A 23,361-nucleotide genomic window follows, 5' to 3' on the forward strand; every position below is an offset into this window, starting at 1 on the left:
GTCACTTTCGGATCGCCCTCGCGGTACGCGGGTCGAGCGCGTCGCGCAGGGTGTCGCCCAGGAAGTTGAAGGCGAGCACCGAGAGCAGGATGGCCGCGCCGGGGAAGACCGCGACCCACCACGCGTCGAAGTTCGCCGAGCCGGCGTTGACCATGGCGCCCCATTCGGCGGCGGGCGGTTGGGCGCCCAGGCCGAGGAAGGACAGGCCGGACAGCAGCAGTACGGCGTTGCCCAGGTCGAGGGCGGCGAGTACGGCGACCGGGCCGGCCAGGTTGGGGCGCAGGTCCACGGCCAGTACGCGCCAGCCGGAGGCGCCGAGGAGGCGGTCGGCCTGCACGAAGTCGCTTTGCCGCAGGGTCAGGACCAGGCCGCGGACCACGCGGGCGTAGGTCGGCCAGCTGACGACCACCACGGCGAGGACGGCGTTCGTCAGGTTGGGTCCGAGCGCCGCGACCACGGCCATGGCCAGGATGATCGCCGGGAAGGCGAGCACCAGGTCGGCGCAGCGCATCACCAGCATGTCGATCCAGCCGCCGAAGTAGCCGGCGACCGCGCCGAGCACGGTGCCGATGACCATCGCGAGCACGACCAGGAGCAGGGCGAGCGGGAGCGAGATCCGGGTGCCGTGGATGACCCGGGAGAGGATGTCGCGGCCGAGTTGGTCGGTGCCGAACCAGTGGTCGCCCGAGGGGGATTGGTACTTGGGCCACTTCTGGGCGAGCGGGTCCTCGGGGGAGATCACCGACGCGAAGACGGCGGCGATCAGGAAGATGCCGATGATGGCGAGGCCGGTGACGGCGAGCGGGCTGCGCCACGGCGACTTGCCGGCGCGGCGGCGCTTGCGCGCGGCGGCAATCTTGCCGCCGGGACTGTCGGGGCTGTCGGGGCTGTTGCGGTCGGCTCCGTGCCGATCGCCGAGGAACAGGCGCGTGGCGTTCACGAGAGGCGAATCCTCGGGTCGATGACCCCGTAGAGCAGGTCCACGAGGAGGTTGATCACGACGTAGACGACCGCGACGAACAGGCAGACGCCCATGATGGACGGCAGGTCGAGGTTGAGCGCGCTCTTGTAGGCGTATTGGCCGAGGCCCGGCCAGGACAGCACGTTCTCGACCAGGACGGTGCCGGCGAGCATGCCGCCGAAGGTGAGGCCGGCGACGGTGAGGATGGAGGTGAGCGCGGAGCGCAGGACGTGTCGGCGGATGACGGTGGCTTCGGGCAGTCCCTTGGCGCGGGCGGCGCGGACGTAGTCGTTGCCGAGGGCTTCCAGGACGGCGGCGCGGGTGAAGCGGGTGAGCACGCCGATGTTGAAGGCGGCGAGTACGCAGGCGGGCAGCAGCAGTCGGGAGAAGGCTTCGCCGAAGGTGCCGGTGTCGCCGGCGAGGAGTGAGTCGAGGGTGTAGAGGCCGGTGATCTCGTCGGGTGGGATGGCGCCCGGGGAGAGTCGTCCGCCTGCCTGGATCCAGCCCAGTTTGAAGGAGAAGAGGTAGAAGGCGACCTGGGCGAGCCAGAAGACCGGCATGGACACGCCCGCGAGGCTGACGATCCGGATCACCCGGTCGGGCCAGCGGTTGCGGGTGACGGCCGCGACGATGCCCAGGCCGACGCCGATGACCAGGGCCAACACGATGGCGAACAGGGCGAGTTCGAGGCTGGCGGGGACCCGGTCGCCGAGGTCGTCCCAGACCGGGCGGTGGGTCTGCTGGGAGGTGCCCATGTCGCCGTGCACGAGGTTGTCGAGGTATTTGCCGTACTGCGCCGGGAGGGACTCGTTGAGTCCGTTCTTCTCCTTGAACGCGGCGACCGCGGCGGGGTCGTTGAGGGCGCGCTGGCCGAGGTTGGCGGCGACCGGGTCGCCGGGGACGGCGTGGGTCAGCGCGAAGGCGAGCATGGTGATGCCCAGGCACAGCAGGATGCCGACGGACAGGCGCACCAGGACGAAGCGGGCGAAGGGGTGGGCGCCGCGGGCGGCCCGGGGCCCGGGGGCCGCACCCCCCTTGGGGGATGCGGCCGGCCGGGGTGCGCCGGGGGCGGCGACGGGGTCAGCCGAGCTGGTCGACATCGATGTACCAGATCGGGTTGTAGTGCAGGTTCTTGACCGAGTTGTTCGCGGCGATCACCTGGGCGGGCTGGAGCAGCGGGATGAACGGGCCGGTCTTGTTCATCGCCTCCTGCATCTGCTTGTACAGCGCCACGCGCTCCGCGTCGGTGGTGGCGACCTTGGCGCGTTGGGCCAGGCCGGTCACCTCGGCGTTGGCGTCGGCCTTCCAGCCGGCGCGCAGGCCGACCAGCTCACCGGGGGTGAAGGCGAGGTAGTCGCTGGCGTCGGGGTAGTCGGCCTGCCACCACCACAGGCCCATCGCCTCGGAGCCGTTGCGGTAGGAGTCGAGCGCGGTCTGGGTGGGGGCCGGCTTGAGGTTGACGGTGATGCCGACCTCCTTGAGGTTGGCCTGCACCCGGGCGCCGAGGTCGCCGAAGTTGATGCCGTTGATGGTGACGTCGGAGGCGTAGTACAGGTCGACGCTGGGGTTGTTCAGCCCGGCGCGGGCCAGTGCCGCCTTGGCGCGCGGGACGTCGCGCACGATCACCTTGCTCGGGTCGAGCGCGCCGGTGAAGAAGCTCGGCACGATGCCCGCGGCCTGCGCGGACCCGGCGCCGGCCACATCGAGCAGGGACTTGTAGTCCAGGCCGTAGCGGACGGCTTCCTGGAAGTCCTTGTTGGAGGTGGTCGGCGAGGTGGCCGGGTTGTCGTTGCTGAACAGGAACGCGGTGGTGGGCGTGGGCTGTTGCAGCACCTGCGCCTGGCCCTTGACCTTGACCGCCTGGTCGGGGGACATGTCCAGGGAGATCTGGCTCTCGCCGCTGAGCACGTTCAGCTGCTGGGTGTTGGCGGGCACGTTGCGCACCACCACCTTGGCGTACTTGGGCTTGCTGCCCCAGTAGTTGTCGTTGCGGGTGAGGATGACCTCGCTGGAGACGTCGTACTTGGTGATCTTGTACGGGCCGCTGCCCTGCGAGTCGGTGTTGAGGAACTGCTCGGCCTTGTCGCCCTGGTCGGCGCCGGCCGCGTCGCTGCCGCCGTGCGCGGCGACGGTCTTGGAGTTGACCACGCCGAGCGCCGGGGTGGCGATGCGGAAGGGCAGCGCGGGGTCGGCGGCGGCGGTGGTGAGCACGACCGTGTGCTCGTCCTTGGCGGTGGCGGTGACGCCGTCGAGCAGGAACGCCGGGTTGCCCTTGAGGTTCTTGACCCGGTTGAAGGAGAAGACGACGTCCTTCGCGGTGACCGGGCTGCCGTCGGAGAACTTGGCCTCCGGGCGCAGCGGGAACGTGAAGGTCTTGGCGTCGGGCGCGGCCTCGTAGGAGGCGGCCAGCTGCGGCACCGGCTTGGTCACGTCGCCGTTCGCGAAGGTGAGCAGCGTGTCGTAGACGGGGCGGGTGACCATGATGCCGGTGGGCTCGAAGGTGCGGCCCGGGTCGGCGGTCTTGAGGCTGAAGGAAGTGTCGACGACGAGCGTGCCGCCGTCTCCGCCGCCGTCGGTGTTCTTCTTGGCGCCGCCACAGGCGGCGAGCATCATCGCGGCGGCCACGGTGACCGCCACTGGTGCGGCGGCCCGGCGTGCTGCCCGGCGAGCGGCTTTGCCGCGGCGGTTGTCCCCGATGGGTTGATTGCCCTGCATGGCGCACCTTTCTCAAGGCACCCGATCGGCCGATGACGGAACCGAGTGTTTGATCTGGCTGAACGGTGGGCTTGAAAGTAGGCGCGGTCCGACCGGATGGTCAATGATTTTTTTCCCGGTCTCGATATTTGGGACCGAAGTTCCATCCATGGTGATCAAGCATCCACATGGAGCGACGATTTTCCGCTTTGATAACGGTTTGATGACTGCTCACAGGCGTCATCGGGCACAAATGCCCTCCGCCTCGGTCGGGTCCGACCCGGTCACCGTTTCCTCGCCGGTACATCCCTCGTAGTACGCGGGCAACCCGCCGGCCATCGAGTCGATCTTGACGGGGAGTCGGCGGGGTGCTTATGTTCGCCCCCAAGCGTTCAACCACACTGAACACGTCGTTACGCACAAGCTAGGATCCGCGAGTCGAGGGTGCTCGGCACCGGTGGCGAACGGGGATCGGACATGTTGGGTGACCGACTGCGCGAACTGCGCCAGGCGCACGATCTGACTTTGCGTCAGTTGGCTGCCGCGTCAGGCATTTCGGCAGGAATGCTCAGCCAGTTGGAGAACGGCGCCGCGGAACCGAGCCTGAGCACACTGCGCAAGCTCGCCCGCGTCTTCGACACCTCCATCGCCACCCTGTTCGACGACCCGGACGTGCCGCGCGTGGCGGTGACCACGCGCGACCAGCGCATGCGGCTCGGCGCCGCCCGACAGCACATCACCTACTCCAGGCTCACCCCCGGAAAAGGCGATCTCGAAGTGCTGGAGGCCGACATCGAACCCGGCCAGGCCTCCTCCGACGAGCCCTACAGCCATCCCTCCACGGAATGCGCCACCGTGCTCGCCGGCGAACTCGACGTCGAGGTGGACGGCCGCGTCCACCACCTGCGCGAGGGCGACGCGATCACCTTCGACTCGCGCCTGCCGCACCGGTTCGTCAACTCCTCCGACGCCCCGGCCCGGCTGCTGGTCGCGGTGACCCCGCCGATGCCGTAGCGCAGGGTCGGCGTCCCGGATCCCGCGTTTGTGCCCCGAAAGGACCGAGGGCATGGACCGCAACACCGTCGACTGGCACGGCTACATACCGGCCGTGACCACCCCCTTCACCTCCCAGGGCGACCTCGACCTGGCCGCCTGGGACGAACAGCTGGAGTGGTTCGCCGCCGAGGGCCTGGACGGCGTGGTCATCGCCGGCACCACCGGCGAGTGGTACACCCTCACCGCCACCGAACGCGCCACCTTGTTCACCCGCGCCGCACAACGCGTCCGCGGCCGATACACCCTGCTCGGCGGCTGCAACGCGTACACCTCCGCCGCCGCCATCGGCCACGCCCGCGCCGCCCGCGCCGCCGGCCTGGACGGCATCCTGCTCACCCCACCCCCCTACGTCGTACCCAACGCGCGCGAGACCGTCGCCTTCTACCGCGACGTGTCCACCGCCGTCGACATCCCGCTGTGCGTCTACAACTGGCCGCGCGGCACCGGCGTGGACCTGGACACCGAAACCCTGCTCGCACTCGCCGAGTTGCCCACCGTGGTGGCGATCAAGAACTCCACCGGCGACTTCGGCGGCTTCGTCCGCGGCCTGGTCGCGCTGCACGAGCAGGTGCGCTACTTCGGCATCACCACCGACGAGGTCGGCGCCGCACTCATGCGCGGCATCGGCGGCGACGGCCTGATGGGCGCCGGCGCCGTCCTCGGCCGCGACCACCCCGCCTTCTTCACCCACCTCGCCGCCGGCGACACCGCCGCCGCACTGGCCGTCGGCGCCCGCGACCGGGTGCTGATGCAGGCCTGGTTCACCCGCGACTACGGCCCGCGCTTCGCCAGCGCCCCGGCCATCCTCAAACACGCCCTCACCCTGCGCGGCGTCCCCGCCGGGCACCCGCGCCGACCGCTGCTCCCGCTGACCGCCGCCGAGGCCGACCGCGTCCGCGCCACGGTCACCGAACTGGGACTGCTCGCGTGATGGAACGCGCGGAGCACATAGCGCGCGGGGCGCACGGGTCGCACGTGGCAGGCATGGAGCGCGGCGGGCAGATGGAAGGCATCGAGCACGGCAGCGACATGGAACGCATGGAGCGCGGGGGGCGCAGTGCGCACACCGAAGTCCTCGTCGTCGGCGGCGGCCTGCTCGGCTGCGCGATCGCCTACCACCTCGCCCGCGCCGGCACCCCCGTCCACCTGCTGGAAAAGGACCAACTCAACCGGCACGCCTCCGGGCAGAACGCCGGCAGCCTGCACTTCCAACTCGAATACCGGATGATCACCCACGGCCCCGCCGTCGCCGCGCGAGCCGCCGAAGCACTCCCCCTCCACCTCGACGCGATGAACTCCTGGGCCGGCCTGGAGGCCGAACTGGGCGAGCCCTGCGGGGTACGCCGAGGCGGCGGCCTGATGCTCGCCGAATCCCCCGAGGACCTGGCCCTGCTCGCGCACAAGACCCACCTCGAGCACACCCACGGCCTCGACGTCGAACTCCTCGACGCCCGCGCCACCCACCATCTCGCCCCCTACCTCTCCGACACCGTCGTCGGCGCCGCGTGGTGCCCCGGCGAGGGCAAGGCCAACCCCCGCCTGGTCACCCACGCCTACGCCCGCGCCGCCCGCCGACACGGCGCCCGGATCGACACCGGCGTACGGCTGAGCGCGCTGCGCCACGACGGCCGGCACTGGCTCGCCGACACCGTCGACGGCCGCCGACTGCGCGCGAACGCCGTGGTGATCGCCGCCGGCGTGTGGACCGGCGAGGTCGCCGCGATGGCCGACATCCGCCTGCCCGTGGTCCCGGTCGCGCTCACCATGACCGTCACCGCCCGCACCGAACCACTGGTCCCACACCTGGTCCAGCACGCCGGCCGGCGGCTGTCCCTGAAGCAGACCGAGGAGGGCAACATCCTCATCGGCGGCGGCCGGGCCGCCAAGTTCGTCCACCACGCCGGCACCCTGGACCTGGACGCCCGCCCCGAACTGCGCCTGGACTCCGTCTTCGCCGGCGCCGACGCCGCCCGCGTGGTACCCGCCGTACAACGCCTCCCCGTCCTGCGTGTGTGGTCCGGCGCCACCTCGCTCGCCCCCGACCAACTCCCCCTGCTCGGCGCCGTCCCGCGCCGCCCGGACCTGTACGTGGCCACCGGCGGATCCGGCTTCACCCTCGGCCCCACCTACAGCCGCCTGCTCGCCGAACGTATCCTCACCGGCGCCACCACACTGCCCCTGGACGACTACTCCCCCGCCCGGTTCGGAGCGCTGAACTTTGTCTGACCACTCTGCCCACTCCGACCACGTTTCGGCCGCCCAGGTGCCCATCACCCTCGACGGCGAAGCCCACCGGGTACCCGCCGGCCGCTCGCTCGCCGCCGCGCTGATCGCCATCGGCCACCCCGTCACCCGGCACGACCACGCCGGCCGCCCCCGCGCCGCCTACTGCGGCATGGGCGTGTGCTTCGACTGCACCGTCACCGTCGACGACACACCGTTGGTGCGAGCGTGCCAGGAACCGGTACGGGCCGGGATGCGGGTGACCACGACCGGCATCGGAGCCACCACATGACCACCGATACGCACCCCGAGCTGCTCGTGATCGGCGCCGGAACGCGCGTACCCACCACCGGCAAGGCCACCACATGACCACCACGCACCCCGACCTGCTCGTGATCGGCGCCGGGCCGGCCGGACTGGCCGCCGCCGTCACCGCCGCGGGCCACGGCGCACACGTCCTGGTCGTCGACGAACAACCGCGCCCCGGCGGCCAGATCTGGCGCCGCCCGGACCCCGCCAACCCCGGCCCCGACCCGCTCGCCTCCCCCGCCTACGCCGCCGGCCGCGCACTCCTCACCCGCGCCGCCGCCCACCCGCGCGTCACCTTCGCCCACGACACCACCGCCTGGGGCGTATTCGCCACCCGCACCGACCCCGACGGCTGGGCCGCACCCCCCGGCACCCCCGTGCCGGCCGGCCCGCGCGTCGCGATACACGGCCCCGACGGCGTGCAGGTCCTCCTCCCCCGCGCCCTGTTGCTCACCGCCGGCGCCTACGACCTGCCGGTACCGCTCCCCGGCTGGACCCTCCCCGGCTTCCTCACCGTCGGCGGCATCCAGGCCCTCCTCAAGGGCCAGCGCACACTCGCCGGCCGCCGCATCGTGCTGGTCGGCGCCCACCCGCTGCTCCTGATCGCCGCCGCCCAACTGGTCCGCGCCGGCGCCGACATCGCCGAAGTGGCCTTCGCCCAACACCTCCCGGCCCCGGCCGACCTGATCCGCGCACTCGCCGCGCTGCCCGGCAACCGGGCCAAGGTCGCCGAGGGTGTCGCCGCGCTGCGCACCCTGCGGGCGGCCGGCGTCCCGATCCACACCCGCACGCTGCTCCTGCGCGCCGAGGGCGAACAGCACGTCACCGGCGCGGTGCTGACCCGGGTCGACCGCAACTGGCGCCCGCTCGGCGGAAGTTCACGCACCGTCCGGTGCGACACGATCGGTACCGGCTACGGCTTCGTCCCCTCCACCGAACTGGCCCGCCAGGCGGGCTGCGCGGCCGACTGGAACGGCCCCGCCGGCGGCTGGGTCCTGGTCCACGACGAGGCGATGCGCACCACGCTCCCGGACATCTGGGCCGCCGGCGAACTCACCGGCGTGGCCGGCGCAGAACACGCGGTCGCCACCGGCCGCCGGGCCGCACTCGACATCGCCCGCCGCCTCGAGCTGCTCTCCGAAACCGGCCACGACCGCGAACTCCCGCCGATCCGCCGCGAGTTGTCCGCGACCGGCCGAATGGCCGCCCTCCTCGAACGCACCTGCGCACCACACCGCGCCGGCCTGCACGCCCTCGCCACGGACGACACGCTCCTGTGCCGCTGCGAGGAGATCACCTACGCCGAGGTCCGCTGCGCCCTCCGGGACAACCCCGGCCTGGACACCGCCGACGCGGTAAAACTCCTCACCCGCACCGGCATGGGCCCCTGCCAAGGCCGCATGTGCGGCCCGGCTTTGACCGAACTCCTGCACCAGGAAAGCCATTTGCCCCGAGAGTCGGCCGGCCCCTTCACCGCCCGCCCCCCGATCAAGCCATTGCCGGTAGCCGCCCTGGCACGGGCCCACGACACGACAAACGGCCTACCGGACGGAGAACCGAGCACCGGCACGGACCGGGAGGAACCGGCGACGTCACCCGACCCCACCCGATGAGCACGAGGATCTCGGCCGACCACCTTGACGGACGGCCGGCGGGCGAGGACGTACGAATCGTGGTGTCGGCCCGGGGTGGGCACGTTCCCCTACCTCGCCTCGGGCACCCGGTTCGCCCTCCCGCAGTCCGGCGAAACCCCGGACTTCGGCGGCACCCGTCCAGCCAACGCGGCAGCCCGGTCGGACGGTTGGCCCCAGGTCCTCGCCCTCCTCGCCGGCCTCACCCGGTAGCCGCCGCGCAACGCCCGCCCCGCGCACGCCGATTCCCGCCCGCACACCCCGCGCGCCGATGTGCGCCCGCAGCGAACCGGGCGCACACCCACACGTACGTGAAACACATCACCGCCCCGCCCGACCCGGCATAGATGAGGCGCCGTTCCGGTTCCCACGGTCAGGGCACGCACGCGCGCGCCCGCCGTCGGTCACGCCAGAGCAAGGAGTTCGCCATGAACACCCTTCGCCCCAATTCCTCCCGCTCCAGCGGGAACCGCTACCCCGCTTCCGCCCGTGGAAACAAGCGATGAACTCCAACGACAAGCGCATCGACCACGTCCTCGGGGCCTTCGGCGCGGGCGCTCTCGTCAACGCCTGGATCGACGCCCTGATCACCGACGACCACCTCGACCCGACCGCCGCCACCCGGGTGGCCTGTGAACGCGTCGCCGACCTCTCGCCCTGGCTGATCGCCGCTCCCGGGCAAACCTGGCGCCTGCGCGCCGAGTTCGAGCCGGCCGCCGACTTCTCCCCCGACCTGGTCCGGATCCTCGCGGTCCGGCACGCGCAGGGCACCCATCCGCGCGACGGCACCGCCGCCGTCCGCATCGCCGACGCCGACGCCGAATCCGGCCAAGCCCTCGGCTGGATGGACCTGGACGACTTCGCCGTCTGCTACGCCATCGAGGAATGGCCCGACCCACACGTCCGCCGCATCGACGACAGCGACGCCACCACGACCCCGACCTCGACCTGACCCCGCCCGGCCCACCCGACCGGAGCCACCCGAGCCTCCGGTCCGGCGGGCAGGTGGGGCCCAAGCACCGACCCCTGTCCGGGGGTTGCGGTCGCCTCCGAGCAGGCACAGCACAATCCTGTACGCCAGGTGCCCCGACCAGCACGATCAACAGGCCGGCTACGCATGGCACCTCGCCGACTACGTCACGGCCACCCAAGTGCAGGGTTGCGCGATGACTGGAGTGGGGTACTTCTTCCTTCGCCCGCCGCGACCGGCACCGCACCTGGACCTGCGCGGTTCCCGTGGTGTTGGTGGGGAGTTCAGGTGTCGGCCGCCGGTGTGCCGGAGGCTTCGAGGAAGGGCGAGTGTGCCTGCTCGCTGTCGGATCGACCGAGCGAAGAGGACGGGACGAATTGCGAACGCATTGGCGTAGAAGAGTGCAACTCACCACCGCCGCCCTGGTGTTCCTCACCTTCGGGCTGTCCGGCGGGCCTGCCTCCGCACAGTCGCAGGCATCGGCGCCGGCACCGACGGGCGTACGGATCAACGAGGTCGAGTCGAGTGGTGGTACGCCCGGGGACTGGATCGAGTTGGTCAACACCGGGTCGAGCACCGCCGACCTGTCCCGGTGGGTGCTCAAGGACAACGACGACGCGCACTCCTACACCATCGCGGCCGGCACGAAACTGGCCCCGGGGGCGTTCCTGGCCTTCGACGTCGAGTCGGCCTTCGGGCTCGGCAGTGCCGACTCGGCGCGGCTGTTCCGGCCCGGCGGCTCGACACTCGTCGACTCGTACACCTGGACCTCGCACGCCGCGACGACATACGGTCGTTGTCCCGACGGCGTCGGCGCGTTCACCACGACCGCCGCATCGACCAAGGGCGCGGCCAACGCATGCGGCGGCGGGCAACCGGGCGCGCGTACCTGGCCCGGGGACGCCGCGGTCACCATCGCCGACGGGTCGAACGTGTTCGGCACCAACCTCAGCGGCCTGTCCTTCCAGGGCCCCGGCGTGTTGTGGGCGGTGGACAACGGTCCGAGCAAGATGTACCGCCTCGTGCCCGACGGCAAAAAATGGCGCCCGGACCCGACCGGCGGCTGGGCCTCGGGCAAGTCGCTGCACTACGCCGACGGCACCGGCGACCCCGACGCGGAGGGCGTGGTCAGCACCCCCGACGGGCTGTTCGTGTCCACCGAACGCGACAACGACGACAAGGACGTCAGCCTGCCCAAGGTGCTCCGCTTCGACCCGGCCGGCGGCGGCGGTTCGATGACCGCGACGGCCGAGTGGAACCTGAAGTCCGACCTGCCCGCCGTACCGCCCAACAGCAGCCTCGAAGGCATCTCCTGGATCCCGGACACCTTCCTGACCGCGCACGGCTTCCGCGACGAGCACACCGGCGCGGGCTACGACCCGGCGACCTACCCGAACCACGGCAGCGGGCTCTACTTCGTCGGCCTCGAAGCCAACGGCACGATCTACGCCTACGCGCTCGACCAGCGCGGCGACGCCTTCACCCGGGTCGCCACCTTCACGAGCGGCTTCCCGGCGGTGATGGACCTCGAATTCGAGCCGGAGACCGGGCACCTGTGGGCGGCCTGCGACAACACCTGCCACGGCCGCACCGCCACACTCGACCTGGACGCAAACGGCCGGTTCGCCGTCACCGCCGTGTACGAGCGCCCGGCCGGGATGCCCGACTACAACAACGAGGGCTTCGCGATCGCCCCGCAGGCGTCCTGCGTGGCCGGCCGCAAACCGGTGCTGTGGTCCGACGACGACAACGACGGCGGTCACGCGCTGCGCGCGGGCACGCTCCCCTGCACGGCGACGCGCACCGGCTGAGGGACCCGCAAAACCCGCAAATCAACGCACCGCCCCTGGAGCGGCCTTGGGCGCTCCAGGGGCGGTGCGTTCGCGAGGTGGATGTCGCCGCGAGGTGGAGGTCAGGCCCGGTCCTCCAGCGCCGGAACATCGGCGGCCGAGGTCGCGGCTTCGCCCTCGGTGGTGGCGACGTCGGCGGCGCCGGCGCGACGGTTGCGGCGCACCCCGAAGCCCAGCGCGACGACCGCGAGGCCCACGACCACGTACTCCGGGATCGGCCCCAGCCGGGTGGCGAGCGTGGTGTCGGTCCGCAGCGGCACCTTCGCCATCAGCACCTCGCGCGCCCACGGGTCGGTGGACTGCTCGATCGTGCCGTCCGGCGCGATCACCGCACTGATCCCGGTGGTGGAGGCGACCAGTACGGACCGGCCGTGCTCGACCGCGCGCAGCCGCGACATGGCCAACTGCTGCTTGGGCTCGGCCAGGCTGCCGTTGCGCATGTAGGTGGCGTTGTTCGTGGGTACGGCCAGCAGGTTCGCACCGGTGCGCACCGAGTCGCGGACCTGGCCGTCGTACGCCACCTCGTAGCAGATCGAGGTGGCCAGCTTGATCGCCCCGACGTCCAGCCGGACCGGACCGGAGCCGGGTACGAAGTCGCGCGGGATGAGCTGGAGTTCGCCCAGGCCGCCGATCAGGCCGCGGAGCGGGATGTACTCGCCGAACGGCACCAGTTGCCGCTTGGCGTAGTACTTGCCGGGACCGGTGTCGGGGAACCACAGCAGGCTGGTGTTGCGAATGTGGTCGTGGTCCGCGTCCAGGATCGCGCCCACCACGATCGGGGCGCCGACCTCGCGGGCCGCGAGCGAGATGCCCTCGCGCAGCCCGAAGTCGCTGCGCGGGTCGCGGTCGGTGGCGTTCTCCGGCCACAACACCAGGTCGGGCCTCGGGTACTTGCCGGGGATGTCGCGGGCCAGCGCCCGGGTGGCCGCGATGTGGTTCTCGGCGACCTCCTGGACCCGGGCCTGCTCCTCCATGTTCCGCCCGCGCGGCACGTTGCCCTGTACGACGGCCACGTTCGCCGTGCGATCGCCGTCCCGGTGGGCGGCCGGCAGGAGCAGTACGCCGGAGGAGGCGAGCGCCGCGGCGACCACGAGGCCCGCAGCGGCCCGTCGGCGGCGCGTACGGGTCGTGGTGAGCAGCGCGGCGAGGCAGGCCGCGGTCAACGCGACGACGGCACTGACCGCCGGTGCGCCGCCGACCGAGGCCCACCCCAGCGTCGGCGCGTCGGCCTGGCTGAAGCCGAGCCGGCCCCACGGGAAACCGCCGAGCGGGACCCGGGAGCGCACCGCCTCGGTGGTCACCCACCAGCACGCTGCCCACAGCGGCCAACCCGGCAGCCGAACGAAGTACGGCACGGCGCAACAGAGCAGTCCCAGGAGCAGTGCCTCTGCGATGCTCAGCGCCAACCAGGGCAGTACACCGAGGTTGGTCAGCCACCACAGCAGCGGTATGAAGAAGGTCAGTCCGAAGAGCGTGCCGAGCCGGAATGCCGCCTTCGGTCCACGATTGCGAATCGCCACCAGGAGCAGCGCGGGCCCGACGGCCGCCGCCGGCCACAGCCCCACCGGCGGGAAGGCGAGCGCCAGCAGCAGCCCGCCGCTACCCGCCAGGATCGGCCCGGACCAGGCCCGCACCTTGCCCACGAAGCCGGCCGCGCGCGTCGAGCCGGCAGTCGCGCCCGGGGTCGGGGTCGGGGTCTGGGTCTGGGTCTGGGTCGGCGTGGGGTCCACGCTCGAAGCCGGGGAGGGAGACGGTGACGGGGGCGGCGTCGCGTCCGGGGTCGGCCCCACCGTCGGTGTCGCGGTCATGACGCGCGGCAGGCGCGGAATGCTCCGCGACCGCCTCCGACGATCGGTCCCGCCGAACCGCGGCCGGGCGGCGGGCTGAGCGTGGATCCTCCGGCAGCCATGGGCAACAGGACCTTTCCGATCGGGACCGGCGTCGGCGTCTCCGGGCCGGAGCCCGGGACGGCGGGGCCGGCGGTACGTGGGGCGGGGAAGCGGGTGGCGCGTCCGACGCGGATGCGGATGGGAACAGGGATGCGGATGGGGATGAGGATGGGGATGCAGGTGGGCATGTCGAGGATGCCGGCCGCGCCGACCGCGCCCCGGCGGTCTCGGCGGCGCCGGCGACGTTCCTCAGCCACGGCCCACGCTCGCGGGTATCGCTGCGTTCGCGGCGCTCGCCGGGTTCACGGCGCTCACGGCGCTCACAGGGTTCGCGGCGTTCACCGAGTTCACCGGAGGCTGGGGGTCGTACGCCGCGCCCGTGCGGTCGTCGACGGGCCGGGACAGCGCCGCCAACTCGGCCAGGGCTCGGGCCAGCCCGGGGTCGGCCGCCTCGTAGCGCACCCGGCGCCCCACCGCGACGGTGCGGACCAGGCCGCAATCGCGCAGGCAGGCCAGGTGGTTCGAGACGTTGCCGCGGGTCAGGTCGAGCCGTTCGGCCAGGTCGGACGGATACGCCGGAGCGGCCAGCAGAGCCAGCAGCAGTCGCCGCCGACTCTCGTCCGCGAGCGCCGTCCCCACCCGGGCCAGCGCGGCGGCGTCCACCGCGACAGCGGAGGCGTCCTCTTCATACGTGTGCACGCGCAGACATTACAGTATCGACTGAATCAAGTGTCCCCTGAATCGAGGCCGAATCGAACCCGTCCCGACATGTAAAGCCGGTATAAGCCCGGCCCGCACCCGAGCCGGGACCGCACACAAAGCCCATGCAACCACGGCCCGACGCCGTACCGGACCGACCCCGACCACGACCCGACGCCGCACAGAACCGCCGCGACCGCAGCGACCGCAGCCCGGCCGACAACGTCGACGCCGGGGCCGGGGCCGACGCAGACGCCCGACGCCCGACGCCGATACCGACGCCCGAGGCCGACACCGAACCCCCCTACCCCCGGCCCCCGTACTGGTCCCCCCGCACCAATCCCCCGCCAAGATTTCGGCCGCGTCGACAGGGCCGTACCTCCGCCCGCTTCCTAACCTGAGGCCCATGACGCGAACCGCCGGGCCACCGTCCCAGACCCACGACCTCGTGCTGCGCGGCGGCCGGGTGCTCGATCCCGAGACCGGACTGGACGCCCCCGCCGACGTCGGCGTGACGGGCCGGGTCATCACCGCCGTGTCCCGCGAGCCGCTCACCGGTCGGCGCACGATCGACGCGCGCGGCCTGGTCGTCGCCCCCGGCTTCATCGACATGCACAGCCACTCGCACGACGTGGCCGGCCACCGTCTCCAGGCCCTGGACGGCGTGACCACCGCGCTCGATCTGGAGGCGGGCCTGTCCCCCGTGGACGAGGGCTACCGGCAGGCCGCCGCCGAGGGCCGCCCGCTCAACTACGGCTTCTCCGCGTCGTGGTGCCAGGCCCGGATGGCGGCCGTCGGTGGCCTGCCGCACGGCGGTGGCATCGCCGCCGCACTCGGCTCGCTGGGCCGCCCCGAGTGGCAGCACGAGGCCACCGGCCCCCAGGTCGACGCGCTGCTCGAACTGCTCCGCCGGGACCTGGCCGCCGGCGCGCTCGGCATCGGCATCGTGGTCGGCTACGCGCCGCGGATCAAGCCCGAGGAATACCTGGCCGTGTCCCGACTCGCCGCCGGCACGGGGGTCGCGACCTACACCCACGCCCGGCAACTGGTCGAGCAGATCGACGACACCCCCATCGACGGCGCGGAGGAGATCACCCGCGCGGCGGCGGAGACCGGGGTGCACGCGCACTTTTGCCACATCACCTCGACCTCCCGCAGGCACAGCGACCGGGTCATCGAACTGGTCGACGCGGCCCGCGCCGAGGGTGGCCGGATCTCCACCGAGGCGTACCCCTACGGTGCGGGGATGACCGCGATCGGCGCGTCCTTCCTGGCCCCCGAGTTCCTCGGTTCGGCGGGCCTGACCCCCAGCGGCATCATGTACGCCCCCACCGGCGAACGCCTCGCCGACGCCGCGCGGTTGCGCGAGTTGCGGGCAACGGATCCGGCCGGCCTGGCGATCGTGCACTTCCTGAACGAGGCGGACCCGTTCGAACAGGGCCTGATCGACCGGGCGTTGCTGCACCCGGCGACCGTGATCGGCTCCGACGCGATGCCGCTGACCTGGACCGGCGGGCCGGTCGACCCGCTGGCCTGGCCACTGCCCCCGTCGGTGGTCACCCATCCGCGGACGGCCGGTACCTTCTCCAAGGTGTTGCGTCGCTACGTCCGCGAACTCGGCGCGCTGACCCTGCTCGACGCCGTCGCGCGCGGCAGCTACGAGCCCGCGCGCATCCTGCAGGACAGCGTGCCGGCGATGCGGCACAAGGGCCGGGTGCAGCAGGGTTGCGATGCCGACCTGATCGTCTTCGACGCCGATACGGTCAGCGACCAGGCCACCTACGAGCACAGCACACGCCCGTCCACGGGCCATGCGCACGTCCTGGTCGGCGGTGTACCGGTGGTCCAGGACGGCGTCCTGTGCCTGGACGCCCGACCGGGCACGCCGGTTCGGGCCTGACGGTCGGGCCCGAGGCCGGCGGCGGACCCACGCCTCCGCCGCCGGCCTCGCGCCGTCCCGCGTCACCCGTGGTCGACCGTCACCACGATCTTGCCGATCTGCGTACCCGCCTCCAGGTAGCGGTGTGCCTCGACGATCTCGTCCAGGTCGAAGACCCGGTCCACGAGCGGCGCGAAGGCCCCGCTGCGCAGCCCGGAGGAGATGAACGCCTCGGCCCGGCGCAGCCGTTCGGGGTTGGTGGTGGTCTCGAACACGGTGAAGCCGCGCATGTTGCGGGCAAGCATGGTGGTCATCGCCGGGTAGGGCGTGTCCTGGCCGCTGAGCAGGCCGTAGATGAACAGGGTGCCCTCGGGCGCGAGCGCCCTGGAGAGTTCGAGCACCCCGGGCCCGGCGATCGCGTCGAAGACGAACTCCGCGCCGCGTCCCCCGGTCAGCGCCAACACCCGTTCGGCCACGTCCTCTTCGTCGGTGACGATGACCTCGGCCGCGCCGGCCTCGCGCAACCGCTCGGCCTTGGCCCGGGTGCGGGTGGTGGCGATCGGTATCGCGCCGACCCGGTTGGCGATTTGGATCGCGGCCAGGCCGACGCTGCTGGCGGCGGCGGTCAGTACGACGGTGTCGCCGGCCCGCATTCCGCCGATCTCGACCAGTGCGCCGTGCGCGGTCAGGTAGGGCATCCACACCGCCGCGCCGCCGACCGCGTCCAGCACCTCGGGTCGGTGCAGCACGGCGTGCGCCGGCACGATCGCGCGCTCGGCGTAGACGCTGTAGTCGTTCATCGAGAACGCCGGTACCACGCTGATCGCCTGGCCGATCTCGAAGCCGGTGACCTGCGGGCCGATCGCCTCGACCACGCCGGCGGCCTCGGCACCGAGTCGGCCGGGGAACTCCTTGACGGTTTCTATGTAGTTGCCGCCGCGGAACAGCACCTCGGCCCGGTTCAGGCCGATCGCGTCCACCCGGATCAGCAGTTCGCCGGGGCCGGGGGCGCCGATCGCGACGTCCTCCAGCCGCAGCACCTCGGGCCCGCCGATCTCGTGGAACCGCACCGTCTTGACCATCACGATCCGCCCTTTCGCAGTTGCCGACGACGCGAACTCCGCGCTGTCGAGGGAGACTCAAGCAGAAAGTACGACCAGAGTCAAACTTTGATGGCTGTCATACTTCGACAGTGGCCATACTTCGACGACGGTCATAGTTTGATGATGGCCATAGTTTGATGGGTACCGTACGATGTAGCCTGCGACGCATCCAGGAGGTAGCCAACGATGACGACCACGACGCGACGGCCCGCGCGCGAGCGTGTACCGCCGCACCCGGACCTGCGCACGATCACCCTCCAGCAGGTGCTCGAAGCCCTGGTCGACCCGGTCCGCCGGAAGATCGTCAGCGAACTGCACCGCGCGCCCGAGGACCTCAGCTGCGGCACGATCGAGCTGCCGGTCAGCAAGTCCACCGCGACCCACCACTTCCACGTACTGCGCGAGGCCGGCCTGATCCGCCAGTACTACGTGGGCACTTCGCGGATGAACGGGCTGCGCCGCGACGAGGTCGAGGAGGCGTTCCCGGGCCTGCTGGCGCTGGTCGCCGCGCGCGACGGGGAATAGCCGGGCACGCGTGTTCGGCACTAGCTCAACGCGTCGTACACGGCCCGGACATAGCCGGCGCTCCGGTCCGAGCCGATGACCCCGTTGCCCATCCGGTTCATCACGTAGGAGATGGTCAGCCGCCGCTCCGGATCCATGATGATCAGCGATCCGCCCCAGCCGCCCCAGAAGCAGATCCGCCCGTCGGGAAGCCACGGGACGGTGTCCCGCTGGGGCAGTCCGTAGCCGATCCCCCAGCGCAGCGGCACGCCCAGGACCAGGTCCACCCCGGCGGCCTGCTCCGCGAAGACCAGATCGATCGTCGCGGGCCCGAGCAGCCGCACGCCGTCCACCTCGCCGCCGCGCGCCAGCGGCGAGAGCACGCGGGCGAGCGACCGCGCGTTGCCGTGCCCGTTCACGCCGCCGAGGTCGGCGCGCCGCCAATCCTCGGTGTTGGCCACCGCGGCGTGCATCCCCGGGCCGGTGAAGGTTTTGAGCGCGACGCTGTCCGCACCCCACGCGCCGAAGTCGAGCGACATCGGCGGCGGCGGGACCACCTCGGCGACCCGCGCCCAGTCCTGCTCGGCGGCCCCGATCTGGAAGTCGGCACCCAACGGCCCGGCGATCTCCTCGGCGACGAACCGCTTCAGCGACGTGCCGCTCACTCGCCGCACCACCTCGCCGACCAGGTGCCCGAAGATCACCGAGTGGTAGCCCGAGGCCGACCCCGGCGGCCACCACGGCGCCTGCGCGGCGATCCGCGCGATGGCGGCGTCCCAGTCGTACAGGTCGGCCATCGTGACCGGTTGCTCCAGGGCGGAGACGCCGGAGGTGTGCGAGAGCAGGTGGCGTACCTCGACGTCCTGCTTGCCGTTGGCGGCGAACTCGGGCCAGTAGCGGGCAACCGGCGCGTGGATGTCCAACTCGCCACGGTCGACCAGGATCAGTGCGGCCAGGCTGGTGACCGCCTTCGTCGACGACCACACGTTGACGATGGTGTGCTCGTCCCACGCCACCGTACGATCGCGGTCGCGAAAGCCGCCCCACAGGTCCACCACGAGTTCCCCGTCGAGATCGACGACCAGGGATGCGCCCAACTCCGCGCCGGAGGCCAGGTTTTCGGCCAACAGGGTACGTACGGCGTCGAATCGGGCGGCACTCGTCCCTTGCACGTCGACCATGGGAGAAAGCCTATGCGGCCACCGCGGAATCGAACAGGATCGACCAGGACGGATGTGCGATCGAACCGTACGCACCACGCGCGTCGCGCGGATTGCGCGGGTTGCGCGGGTGCGGGTGGGCCTGCGAGCCTGCCGTCCGATCGGGGCGCGAGTCCGCCACGAACATCGAAATCGCGAAACGTGCGGTATCCCACGACTTTGGCCTGAAACAATCCGCCCATGGGGAAACACCGCCGACCCGGCCCACCCAATCAACCGCCTCGGGACGTCCCGCACGTCGACGCCGACGACATCCTGGCGGCGTACCACCGACGAAGGCGCCCACCCGTGGACGGCCCGCGCAGGCACCGTCCGGTACACGGCGGCGCAAACCACCTCCGCCCCGACACACCTCGGATCCTGGAGGAATGGGACGGCTTCGTCTACGTCCCGATCGGCATCGCCACCGACCTGACCGCCGCACAGGCCTGGATCGGCGCCCTGCCCCCGGGCGAGTAGCCGCACGTTCGCCGGTCGGCCGCACCGGTGCGGGTGGCGGCATCGGCCGCGAGTGGGACGCTCACCCGGGACCTTGGTCCCGGGCGTGCGCCGACCCGGGACCCGGGTCCGGGGGCGAGATCGTCAACGAGATGGCGTCTGGTGGGTATTCGGCGCGATGGAATGGGTGGGGCTTCCCCGCCCACCACCCATACGCGGTTCACCGCCCCACCCGTCGATCATCGACGACGATCGAAGGAGGCCCGAGGATGGGGTCCGACCACTCCTCTACGGCCCCCCTGTCCCCGCCCGCGCCCGATCTCGGCATGCGGCTCCGCGGGTGGACCCGACGCCCCCTCGCGGCGTTTCGCCGATACCGCGCGGACGTGCTCCCGGCGATCTTCGCGGCGACGGTGGACGTGCTCGCCTACACCACCGCGACCCACGACCCGGTCCGCACCAGGATCTTCGGTCTGGTCCTGATCCTCCTGGGCGCCGCGTTCCTGCTCGCCCGTCGCCGGTATCCGCTGCGGGTCGCCGGAGCGGTGATCGCGACCCATCTGGTCTTCGTACTGCTGACCCGCACACTCGAGCACTCCTACGGCGGCGCATTGGTGATCGCGCTCTACACCGTGGCCCGCTACCTCGGCACCCGCGAGATCTGGGGCATCGCCCTGGTCGCGACGGCGGTCCAAGTGCTCCGCAACGTCGGCGAGGACTCGAATTTCGCCGGGATGCTGGTGGCCGACGCGGCGACCACCGCCCTGGTGGTCGTGACCGGCCTGGGCACCGCCAGATGGCAGCAACAGCTCGGCATCAACCGGCAGTTGCTGGCCGACCGCGCGGTGACCGAGGAGCGCCGGCGGATCGCCCGCGAGTTGCACGACATCGTCGCGCACCACATCACCACGATGTACCTGATGTCCGGCGGCGCCCGCGCCACGCTCGAACGCGAGCCGGAGACGGCCCGGGAGGCACTGATCACGCTGGAGGCGTCCGGGCGCGCCGCGCTGCGCGAGATGCGCCAACTGCTCGGCGTACTGCGCAGCACCGACGGCCCCGAGGAGGCACCCTCCCAACCGCAGCCCGGGGTCGAGGAGATCGACCGGCTGGTGGCCGAGTCGCGCGCGGCCGGACTGCCGGTCGAATACGAGGAGTTCGGCGAGCAACAACCGCTGCCGCCCGCGACGGGGTTGACCCTGTACCGGATCGTGCAGGAGGCACTGACCAACACCCGCAAGCACGCCGGGAATCCGCGAACTCGGGTACAGGTACGGCACCTTCCCGATCGGATCGTGGTCGAGGTGGTCGACGACGGCACCGGCAACGCGGCCACGACCGGCATCGTCGGCAGCGGCTACGGCCTGATGGGCATGCGCGAACGCATCGCCCTGCACGGCGGCACGCTGGAAACCGGCCGCCGCCCCGAGGGCGGATTCCGGGTCCTGGCGAACGTCCCGCTGTCGGGTGACGGCCCGGACTGGACCCGATAGCCGCCGAGCCGCGCTGTCGCTGCGCCGCCGACCTCGCCGCACCGACCCGTCGCCCTACCGCGCTGGTTCACCCCGCCCCGGGACTACCGCCCCGGTACTCCCTCGAATCCCCAACGAGCGTGTGACGACCGGGTGTTCGCCGATTGCCTAACGTCGTACCCGAGCGCGGACACCGGCATCGATCGAGGCGATGCCACCGGGTATCCGGTTCGCCCGAAACTCACACGGGGGAGCTTCGGACGAACCGCGAGAGGACGGCGGGAGTCCTCCCCCGGCCGTACGCGCGGATGGAGGGAGCGGAGCGGGGAGCCACAGGAATCGACTCCCCGCTCCACTACGCCTACACCATGCCTACGAACCACCCTTGGCCTATGCCTATGCCTATGCCTTGGCCTTGTCCTCGGCGAGGGTGTGAGCCACCAGGGCGTTGGCGTGACCGTGCCCCAGCCCGTGCTCGGACTTGAGCCGGCCGACCAGTTCCGAGTGTTTGGTCAGCGGCGAGGCACGGATCAGTTCCAGCCACTCCGCGATCGGGCGACCGTACTTCGCCTCGATCGACGGAAAGTAGCTCGCGGGGCCCTTCACCGGTTCGGTCATGTTGCTGGTGTCCCATCCCTATGTAGTACGTGGAACGAGGATTCTCGCCCACCACCGCCCGACCGACAACCCACTGGTTGGGCGGCCGGGCGTCCCGAAGCCCATCCTCACCACGGCCACCCGGATCAGCCGCCCTCGGGCGCCGGCCGTTCGCCTCGCGCGAGCAGGAGCAGCGCCTTGTCGAGTCGGGCCGACCTGCTCTCCGGCGTCGGCGCCTGGAGCAGCGGCAGGATGATCAGGTATCGCCCGGTCCGGTCCAACGCCTCGAACGCCCGCCCCGCCTCGGGGTTCGCCGCGAGCGCCGCGGCCAGGTCGGCCGGCACCGTCGCCGTCCGCTGCGACTCGTAGGCGCGCGCCCACCGCCCGTCCTCCCGCGCCCGGCGCACCTCGGCCAGCCCCGGTTCGCGCATCCGACCGGCGGCGGTCAGCGTCGCAACCTTGTCCACATTCACCTGTGACCACAGGCTGTTGGACCGACGCGGCACGTACTTCTGCAGGTAGTGGCGCTCGTCGAGGGACCGCCGCTGTCCGGAGATCCAGCCGTAGCACAGCCCGATGTCGACCATTTCGTCATCGGTGACGGACACGATCCCGGACTTCTTCTTGGCCACCTTGATCCACACGCCCTCGTGCCGCGTGTGGTTCGCGGCCAACCAACCCTCGAACTCCGCGGCATCCGCAAAGGCAACGACCGCAACCCCGTCGACCTCATCCATTCCACGAGGCTATCGCCCACCCCCGACAGTTGCGGGTCTGCAAAATGATGTAGTAGAACTGCTATCGATGATCCTGGAAGTAGGAAGGAAAGTCATGCTTCACATACAGGGGGAAACATATGGATGACACGGCCGTGCGACACCCGGCCGCCTCGGGTGACGTCTGATGCCCGCCGGCAAACCGGACCGGGACGAAGGCAACACCTACAACCGGATCCTGATGCTGCGGGCCGAGCGCGGCATCTCACGCCGCGACCTGGCCGCCGCCGTAGGCGTCCACTACCAAACCATCGGCTATCTCGAGCGTGGTGAGTACAGTCCCAGCCTGCACCTGGCGCTGCGCATCGCCGCGCACTTCGAGGTCCCGGTCGAGGTGGTCTTCTCCCTCGAGCCCTTCCCCCGGATCGGAAGCAACTCATGACGCATGAAGAACGGTCGGCGACCGATCGCCACTCCCCCCGTCGCTCCTGGTGGAGCGAGCGGCGGGCGAAGTCGCAACTCGGGCGTGCCGAGCGCCTGCGTGCCCTGAACCCGGAACTGGAACGGATATCCGCCCGCTACGCCAGTCGACGCTCTCGCCGGGCATTGGCGGTCGCGGGCGGTTCCTGCCTCGGGTTGCTCTGGGCGGATGCCGCCGTTTCCTGGATCCTGGCCCCGAGCGACACGGCGATGATCGTCAACTTCGTGATCCTCGGCGTCCTGCTGGTCGCGGGTCTCCCACTGGCCGGCCGGCTCATCGCGACCACTCGCGGCATGATCTCCAGGCGCGAGCAGGAACTCGACGAACGGGAACTGACCGGCCGGCTGCGCGCGTTCACGACGGCGCACCGATGCACGACCACGGTGATGGTCCTCGTCCTGACCGTGACCATGGTCGCGGACCGCGACGGCCGGGACTCCCAGATCCCGGGCGCCGCGCTGTTCCTCATCCTCTTCGCGCTGCTGATGACCCACGTCCTCCTGCCGCTGGTCGTGGCGACCTGGCAGCTGCCCGACCCGCCCGCCGACGACGACGAGTTCGGCGACGGCGAGGACGAGCCCGCCCGCAATGAGAACGTGTTCTAGGTAGATGCGTGAGGTGACGCGTCGCTCGGGTTCCGTCCCGGGCGACGCGTCGGACGACAGTGGG

At 71.4% G+C, this 23,361-nt stretch carries 22 protein-coding genes and 1 pseudogene; 14 read left to right on the forward strand and 9 right to left on the reverse strand.

Annotation, left to right across the window (positions count from 1 at the left end):
• Position 1 precedes the first annotated feature (1 nt).
• The 3 genes from ABIA38_RS07045 to ABIA38_RS07055 are packed head-to-tail and all read right to left on the reverse strand — an operon-like array spanning position 2 to position 3,676.
• Positions 2-940, reverse strand: a complete 939-nt coding sequence (locus tag ABIA38_RS07045; RefSeq protein WP_424637574.1) for an ABC transporter permease — start codon at positions 938-940, stop codon at positions 2-4.
• Positions 937-2,061 carry an ABC transporter permease gene (locus ABIA38_RS07050; protein WP_424637575.1) on the reverse strand — a complete coding sequence of 375 codons (1,125 nt, stop codon included), beginning with the start codon at positions 2,059-2,061 and terminating at the stop codon, positions 937-939. The genes ABIA38_RS07045 and ABIA38_RS07050 overlap by 4 nt, the downstream gene beginning before the upstream one ends.
• Positions 2,042-3,676, reverse strand: coding sequence for an ABC transporter substrate-binding protein (locus ABIA38_RS07055; RefSeq protein WP_424637576.1), 1,635 nt, complete (start codon positions 3,674-3,676; stop codon positions 2,042-2,044). The genes ABIA38_RS07050 and ABIA38_RS07055 overlap by 20 nt, the downstream gene beginning before the upstream one ends.
• Positions 3,677-4,132: 456 nt before the next feature.
• On the opposite strand from ABIA38_RS07055, the gene ABIA38_RS07060 reads away from it, so the two are divergent.
• The 8 genes from ABIA38_RS07060 to ABIA38_RS07095 all read left to right on the forward strand — a co-directional run bounded on the left by ABIA38_RS07060 (position 4,133) and on the right by ABIA38_RS07095 (position 11,655).
• Positions 4,133-4,669 carry a helix-turn-helix domain-containing protein gene (locus ABIA38_RS07060; protein ID WP_424637577.1) on the forward strand — a complete coding sequence of 179 codons (537 nt, stop codon included), beginning with the start codon at positions 4,133-4,135 and terminating at the stop codon, positions 4,667-4,669.
• 52 nt (positions 4,670-4,721) lie between these two features.
• Entirely contained in the window at positions 4,722-5,642 is a 921-nt protein-coding gene (locus tag ABIA38_RS07065) for a dihydrodipicolinate synthase family protein (protein ID WP_424637578.1), read from the forward strand.
• A 53-nt stretch (positions 5,643-5,695) separates the two neighbouring features.
• Complete coding sequence (locus ABIA38_RS07070) at positions 5,696-6,937, forward strand: NAD(P)/FAD-dependent oxidoreductase (RefSeq protein ID WP_424637839.1); 1,242 nt, start codon at positions 5,696-5,698, stop codon at positions 6,935-6,937.
• The gene (locus ABIA38_RS07075; protein WP_424637579.1) at positions 6,930-7,226 is read left to right on the forward strand and encodes a (2Fe-2S)-binding protein; all 297 of its coding nucleotides are present in this window, start codon (positions 6,930-6,932) and stop codon (positions 7,224-7,226) included. The genes ABIA38_RS07070 and ABIA38_RS07075 overlap by 8 nt, the downstream gene beginning before the upstream one ends.
• 73 nt (positions 7,227-7,299) lie before the next feature.
• Positions 7,300-8,856 carry an NAD(P)/FAD-dependent oxidoreductase gene (locus tag ABIA38_RS07080; RefSeq protein ID WP_424637580.1) on the forward strand — a complete coding sequence of 519 codons (1,557 nt, stop codon included), beginning with the start codon at positions 7,300-7,302 and terminating at the stop codon, positions 8,854-8,856.
• Positions 8,857-8,931: 75 nt separating this feature from the next.
• On the forward strand, positions 8,932-9,087 hold the full coding sequence (locus ABIA38_RS07085; protein WP_424637581.1) for a hypothetical protein: 156 nt from the start codon (positions 8,932-8,934) through the stop codon (positions 9,085-9,087).
• A gap of 289 nt (positions 9,088-9,376) precedes the next feature.
• Positions 9,377-9,826 (forward strand): hypothetical protein, encoded by a 450-nt coding sequence (locus ABIA38_RS07090; protein WP_424637582.1) that lies wholly within the window; start codon positions 9,377-9,379, stop codon positions 9,824-9,826.
• Positions 9,827-10,245: 419 nt separating this feature from the next.
• Complete coding sequence (locus tag ABIA38_RS07095; protein WP_424637583.1) at positions 10,246-11,655, forward strand: lamin tail domain-containing protein; 1,410 nt, start codon at positions 10,246-10,248, stop codon at positions 11,653-11,655.
• Between the two features lie 101 nt (positions 11,656-11,756).
• Here ABIA38_RS07095 and lnt read toward each other — a convergent pair whose 3' ends face one another.
• Positions 11,757-13,424, reverse strand: coding sequence for an apolipoprotein N-acyltransferase (gene lnt / locus ABIA38_RS07100; RefSeq protein WP_424637584.1), 1,668 nt, complete (start codon positions 13,422-13,424; stop codon positions 11,757-11,759).
• Positions 13,425-13,946: 522 nt separating this feature from the next.
• Positions 13,947-14,282, reverse strand: a pseudogene (locus tag ABIA38_RS07105) (metalloregulator ArsR/SmtB family transcription factor); the annotation flags it as partial.
• A gap of 406 nt (positions 14,283-14,688) precedes the next feature.
• On the opposite strand from ABIA38_RS07105, the gene ABIA38_RS07110 reads away from it, so the two are divergent.
• Positions 14,689-16,182, forward strand: a complete 1,494-nt coding sequence (locus ABIA38_RS07110) for an amidohydrolase family protein (protein WP_424637585.1) — start codon at positions 14,689-14,691, stop codon at positions 16,180-16,182.
• Between the two features lie 62 nt (positions 16,183-16,244).
• Here the strand turns inward: ABIA38_RS07110 and ABIA38_RS07115 are convergent, their stop codons facing one another.
• On the reverse strand, positions 16,245-17,243 hold the full coding sequence (locus ABIA38_RS07115; RefSeq protein ID WP_424637840.1) for a zinc-dependent alcohol dehydrogenase family protein: 999 nt from the start codon (positions 17,241-17,243) through the stop codon (positions 16,245-16,247).
• Positions 17,244-17,450: 207 nt separating this feature from the next.
• Here ABIA38_RS07115 and ABIA38_RS07120 point away from each other — a divergent pair, with 207 nt between their 5' ends.
• Positions 17,451-17,789: an ArsR/SmtB family transcription factor gene (locus ABIA38_RS07120; protein ID WP_424637586.1), complete on the forward strand. Its 339-nt coding sequence runs from the start codon at positions 17,451-17,453 to the stop codon at positions 17,787-17,789.
• Positions 17,790-17,809: 20 nt separating this feature from the next.
• On the opposite strand, the gene ABIA38_RS07125 is transcribed toward ABIA38_RS07120, so the two are convergent.
• Positions 17,810-18,949 carry a serine hydrolase domain-containing protein gene (locus ABIA38_RS07125; protein ID WP_424637587.1) on the reverse strand — a complete coding sequence of 380 codons (1,140 nt, stop codon included), beginning with the start codon at positions 18,947-18,949 and terminating at the stop codon, positions 17,810-17,812.
• 219 nt (positions 18,950-19,168) lie between these two features.
• Between ABIA38_RS07125 and ABIA38_RS07130 the strand changes: the two genes are divergently transcribed.
• Together ABIA38_RS07130 and ABIA38_RS07135 are read left to right on the forward strand one after the other, a co-directional pair.
• Positions 19,169-19,447 carry a DUF6087 family protein gene (locus ABIA38_RS07130; protein ID WP_424637588.1) on the forward strand — a complete coding sequence of 93 codons (279 nt, stop codon included), beginning with the start codon at positions 19,169-19,171 and terminating at the stop codon, positions 19,445-19,447.
• A 248-nt stretch (positions 19,448-19,695) separates the two neighbouring features.
• Positions 19,696-20,919 (forward strand): sensor histidine kinase, encoded by a 1,224-nt coding sequence (locus ABIA38_RS07135; RefSeq protein ID WP_424637589.1) that lies wholly within the window; start codon positions 19,696-19,698, stop codon positions 20,917-20,919.
• Between the two features lie 381 nt (positions 20,920-21,300).
• Here the strand turns inward: ABIA38_RS07135 and ABIA38_RS07140 are convergent, their stop codons facing one another.
• Positions 21,301-21,516 carry a DUF4287 domain-containing protein gene (locus tag ABIA38_RS07140; RefSeq protein WP_424637590.1) on the reverse strand — a complete coding sequence of 72 codons (216 nt, stop codon included), beginning with the start codon at positions 21,514-21,516 and terminating at the stop codon, positions 21,301-21,303.
• Between the two features lie 125 nt (positions 21,517-21,641).
• The gene (locus ABIA38_RS07145) at positions 21,642-22,232 is read right to left on the reverse strand and encodes a YdeI/OmpD-associated family protein (RefSeq protein WP_424637591.1); all 591 of its coding nucleotides are present in this window, start codon (positions 22,230-22,232) and stop codon (positions 21,642-21,644) included.
• 166 nt (positions 22,233-22,398) lie between these two features.
• On the opposite strand from ABIA38_RS07145, the gene ABIA38_RS07150 reads away from it, so the two are divergent.
• Both ABIA38_RS07150 and ABIA38_RS07155 read left to right on the forward strand, forming a co-directional pair.
• Positions 22,399-22,653: a helix-turn-helix transcriptional regulator gene (locus tag ABIA38_RS07150; RefSeq protein ID WP_424637592.1), complete on the forward strand. Its 255-nt coding sequence runs from the start codon at positions 22,399-22,401 to the stop codon at positions 22,651-22,653.
• Positions 22,650-23,297 (forward strand): hypothetical protein, encoded by a 648-nt coding sequence (locus ABIA38_RS07155; protein WP_424637593.1) that lies wholly within the window; start codon positions 22,650-22,652, stop codon positions 23,295-23,297. Before ABIA38_RS07150 ends, ABIA38_RS07155 begins: the two co-directional genes overlap by 4 nt.
• Positions 23,298-23,361 lie beyond the last annotated feature (64 nt).

Source organism: Embleya sp. AB8, from assembly GCF_049739465.1.
In the GTDB taxonomy this organism is placed as follows: Bacteria; Actinomycetota; Actinomycetes; order Streptomycetales; family Streptomycetaceae; genus Embleya.

What these genes read in the sequence shown, in the direction of transcription:
- ABIA38_RS07060 (WP_424637577.1), top strand. Translation starts at nt 4,133, where the DNA reads ATGTTGGGTGACCGACTGCGCGAACTGCGCCAGGCGCACGATCTGACT.
- ABIA38_RS07065 (WP_424637578.1), top strand. Translation starts at nt 4,722, where the DNA reads ATGGACCGCAACACCGTCGACTGGCACGGCTACATACCGGCCGTGACC.
- ABIA38_RS07055 (WP_424637576.1), bottom strand. Translation starts at nt 3,676, where the DNA reads ATGCAGGGCAATCAACCCATCGGGGACAACCGCCGCGGCAAAGCCGCT.
- ABIA38_RS07070 (WP_424637839.1), top strand. Translation starts at nt 5,696, where the DNA reads ATGGAGCGCGGCGGGCAGATGGAAGGCATCGAGCACGGCAGCGACATG.
- ABIA38_RS07050 (WP_424637575.1), bottom strand. Translation starts at nt 2,061, where the DNA reads ATGTCGACCAGCTCGGCTGACCCCGTCGCCGCCCCCGGCGCACCCCGG.
- ABIA38_RS07140 (WP_424637590.1), bottom strand. Translation starts at nt 21,516, where the DNA reads ATGACCGAACCGGTGAAGGGCCCCGCGAGCTACTTTCCGTCGATCGAG.
- ABIA38_RS07155 (WP_424637593.1), top strand. Translation starts at nt 22,650, where the DNA reads ATGACGCATGAAGAACGGTCGGCGACCGATCGCCACTCCCCCCGTCGC.
- ABIA38_RS07080 (WP_424637580.1), top strand. Translation starts at nt 7,300, where the DNA reads ATGACCACCACGCACCCCGACCTGCTCGTGATCGGCGCCGGGCCGGCC.
- ABIA38_RS07115 (WP_424637840.1), bottom strand. Translation starts at nt 17,243, where the DNA reads ATGGTCAAGACGGTGCGGTTCCACGAGATCGGCGGGCCCGAGGTGCTG.
- ABIA38_RS07150 (WP_424637592.1), top strand. Translation starts at nt 22,399, where the DNA reads ATGCCCGCCGGCAAACCGGACCGGGACGAAGGCAACACCTACAACCGG.
- ABIA38_RS07090 (WP_424637582.1), top strand. Translation starts at nt 9,377, where the DNA reads ATGAACTCCAACGACAAGCGCATCGACCACGTCCTCGGGGCCTTCGGC.
- ABIA38_RS07120 (WP_424637586.1), top strand. Translation starts at nt 17,451, where the DNA reads ATGACGACCACGACGCGACGGCCCGCGCGCGAGCGTGTACCGCCGCAC.
- ABIA38_RS07125 (WP_424637587.1), bottom strand. Translation starts at nt 18,949, where the DNA reads ATGGTCGACGTGCAAGGGACGAGTGCCGCCCGATTCGACGCCGTACGT.
- ABIA38_RS07130 (WP_424637588.1), top strand. Translation starts at nt 19,169, where the DNA reads ATGGGGAAACACCGCCGACCCGGCCCACCCAATCAACCGCCTCGGGAC.
- ABIA38_RS07110 (WP_424637585.1), top strand. Translation starts at nt 14,689, where the DNA reads ATGACGCGAACCGCCGGGCCACCGTCCCAGACCCACGACCTCGTGCTG.
- ABIA38_RS07145 (WP_424637591.1), bottom strand. Translation starts at nt 22,232, where the DNA reads ATGGATGAGGTCGACGGGGTTGCGGTCGTTGCCTTTGCGGATGCCGCG.
- ABIA38_RS07135 (WP_424637589.1), top strand. Translation starts at nt 19,696, where the DNA reads ATGGGGTCCGACCACTCCTCTACGGCCCCCCTGTCCCCGCCCGCGCCC.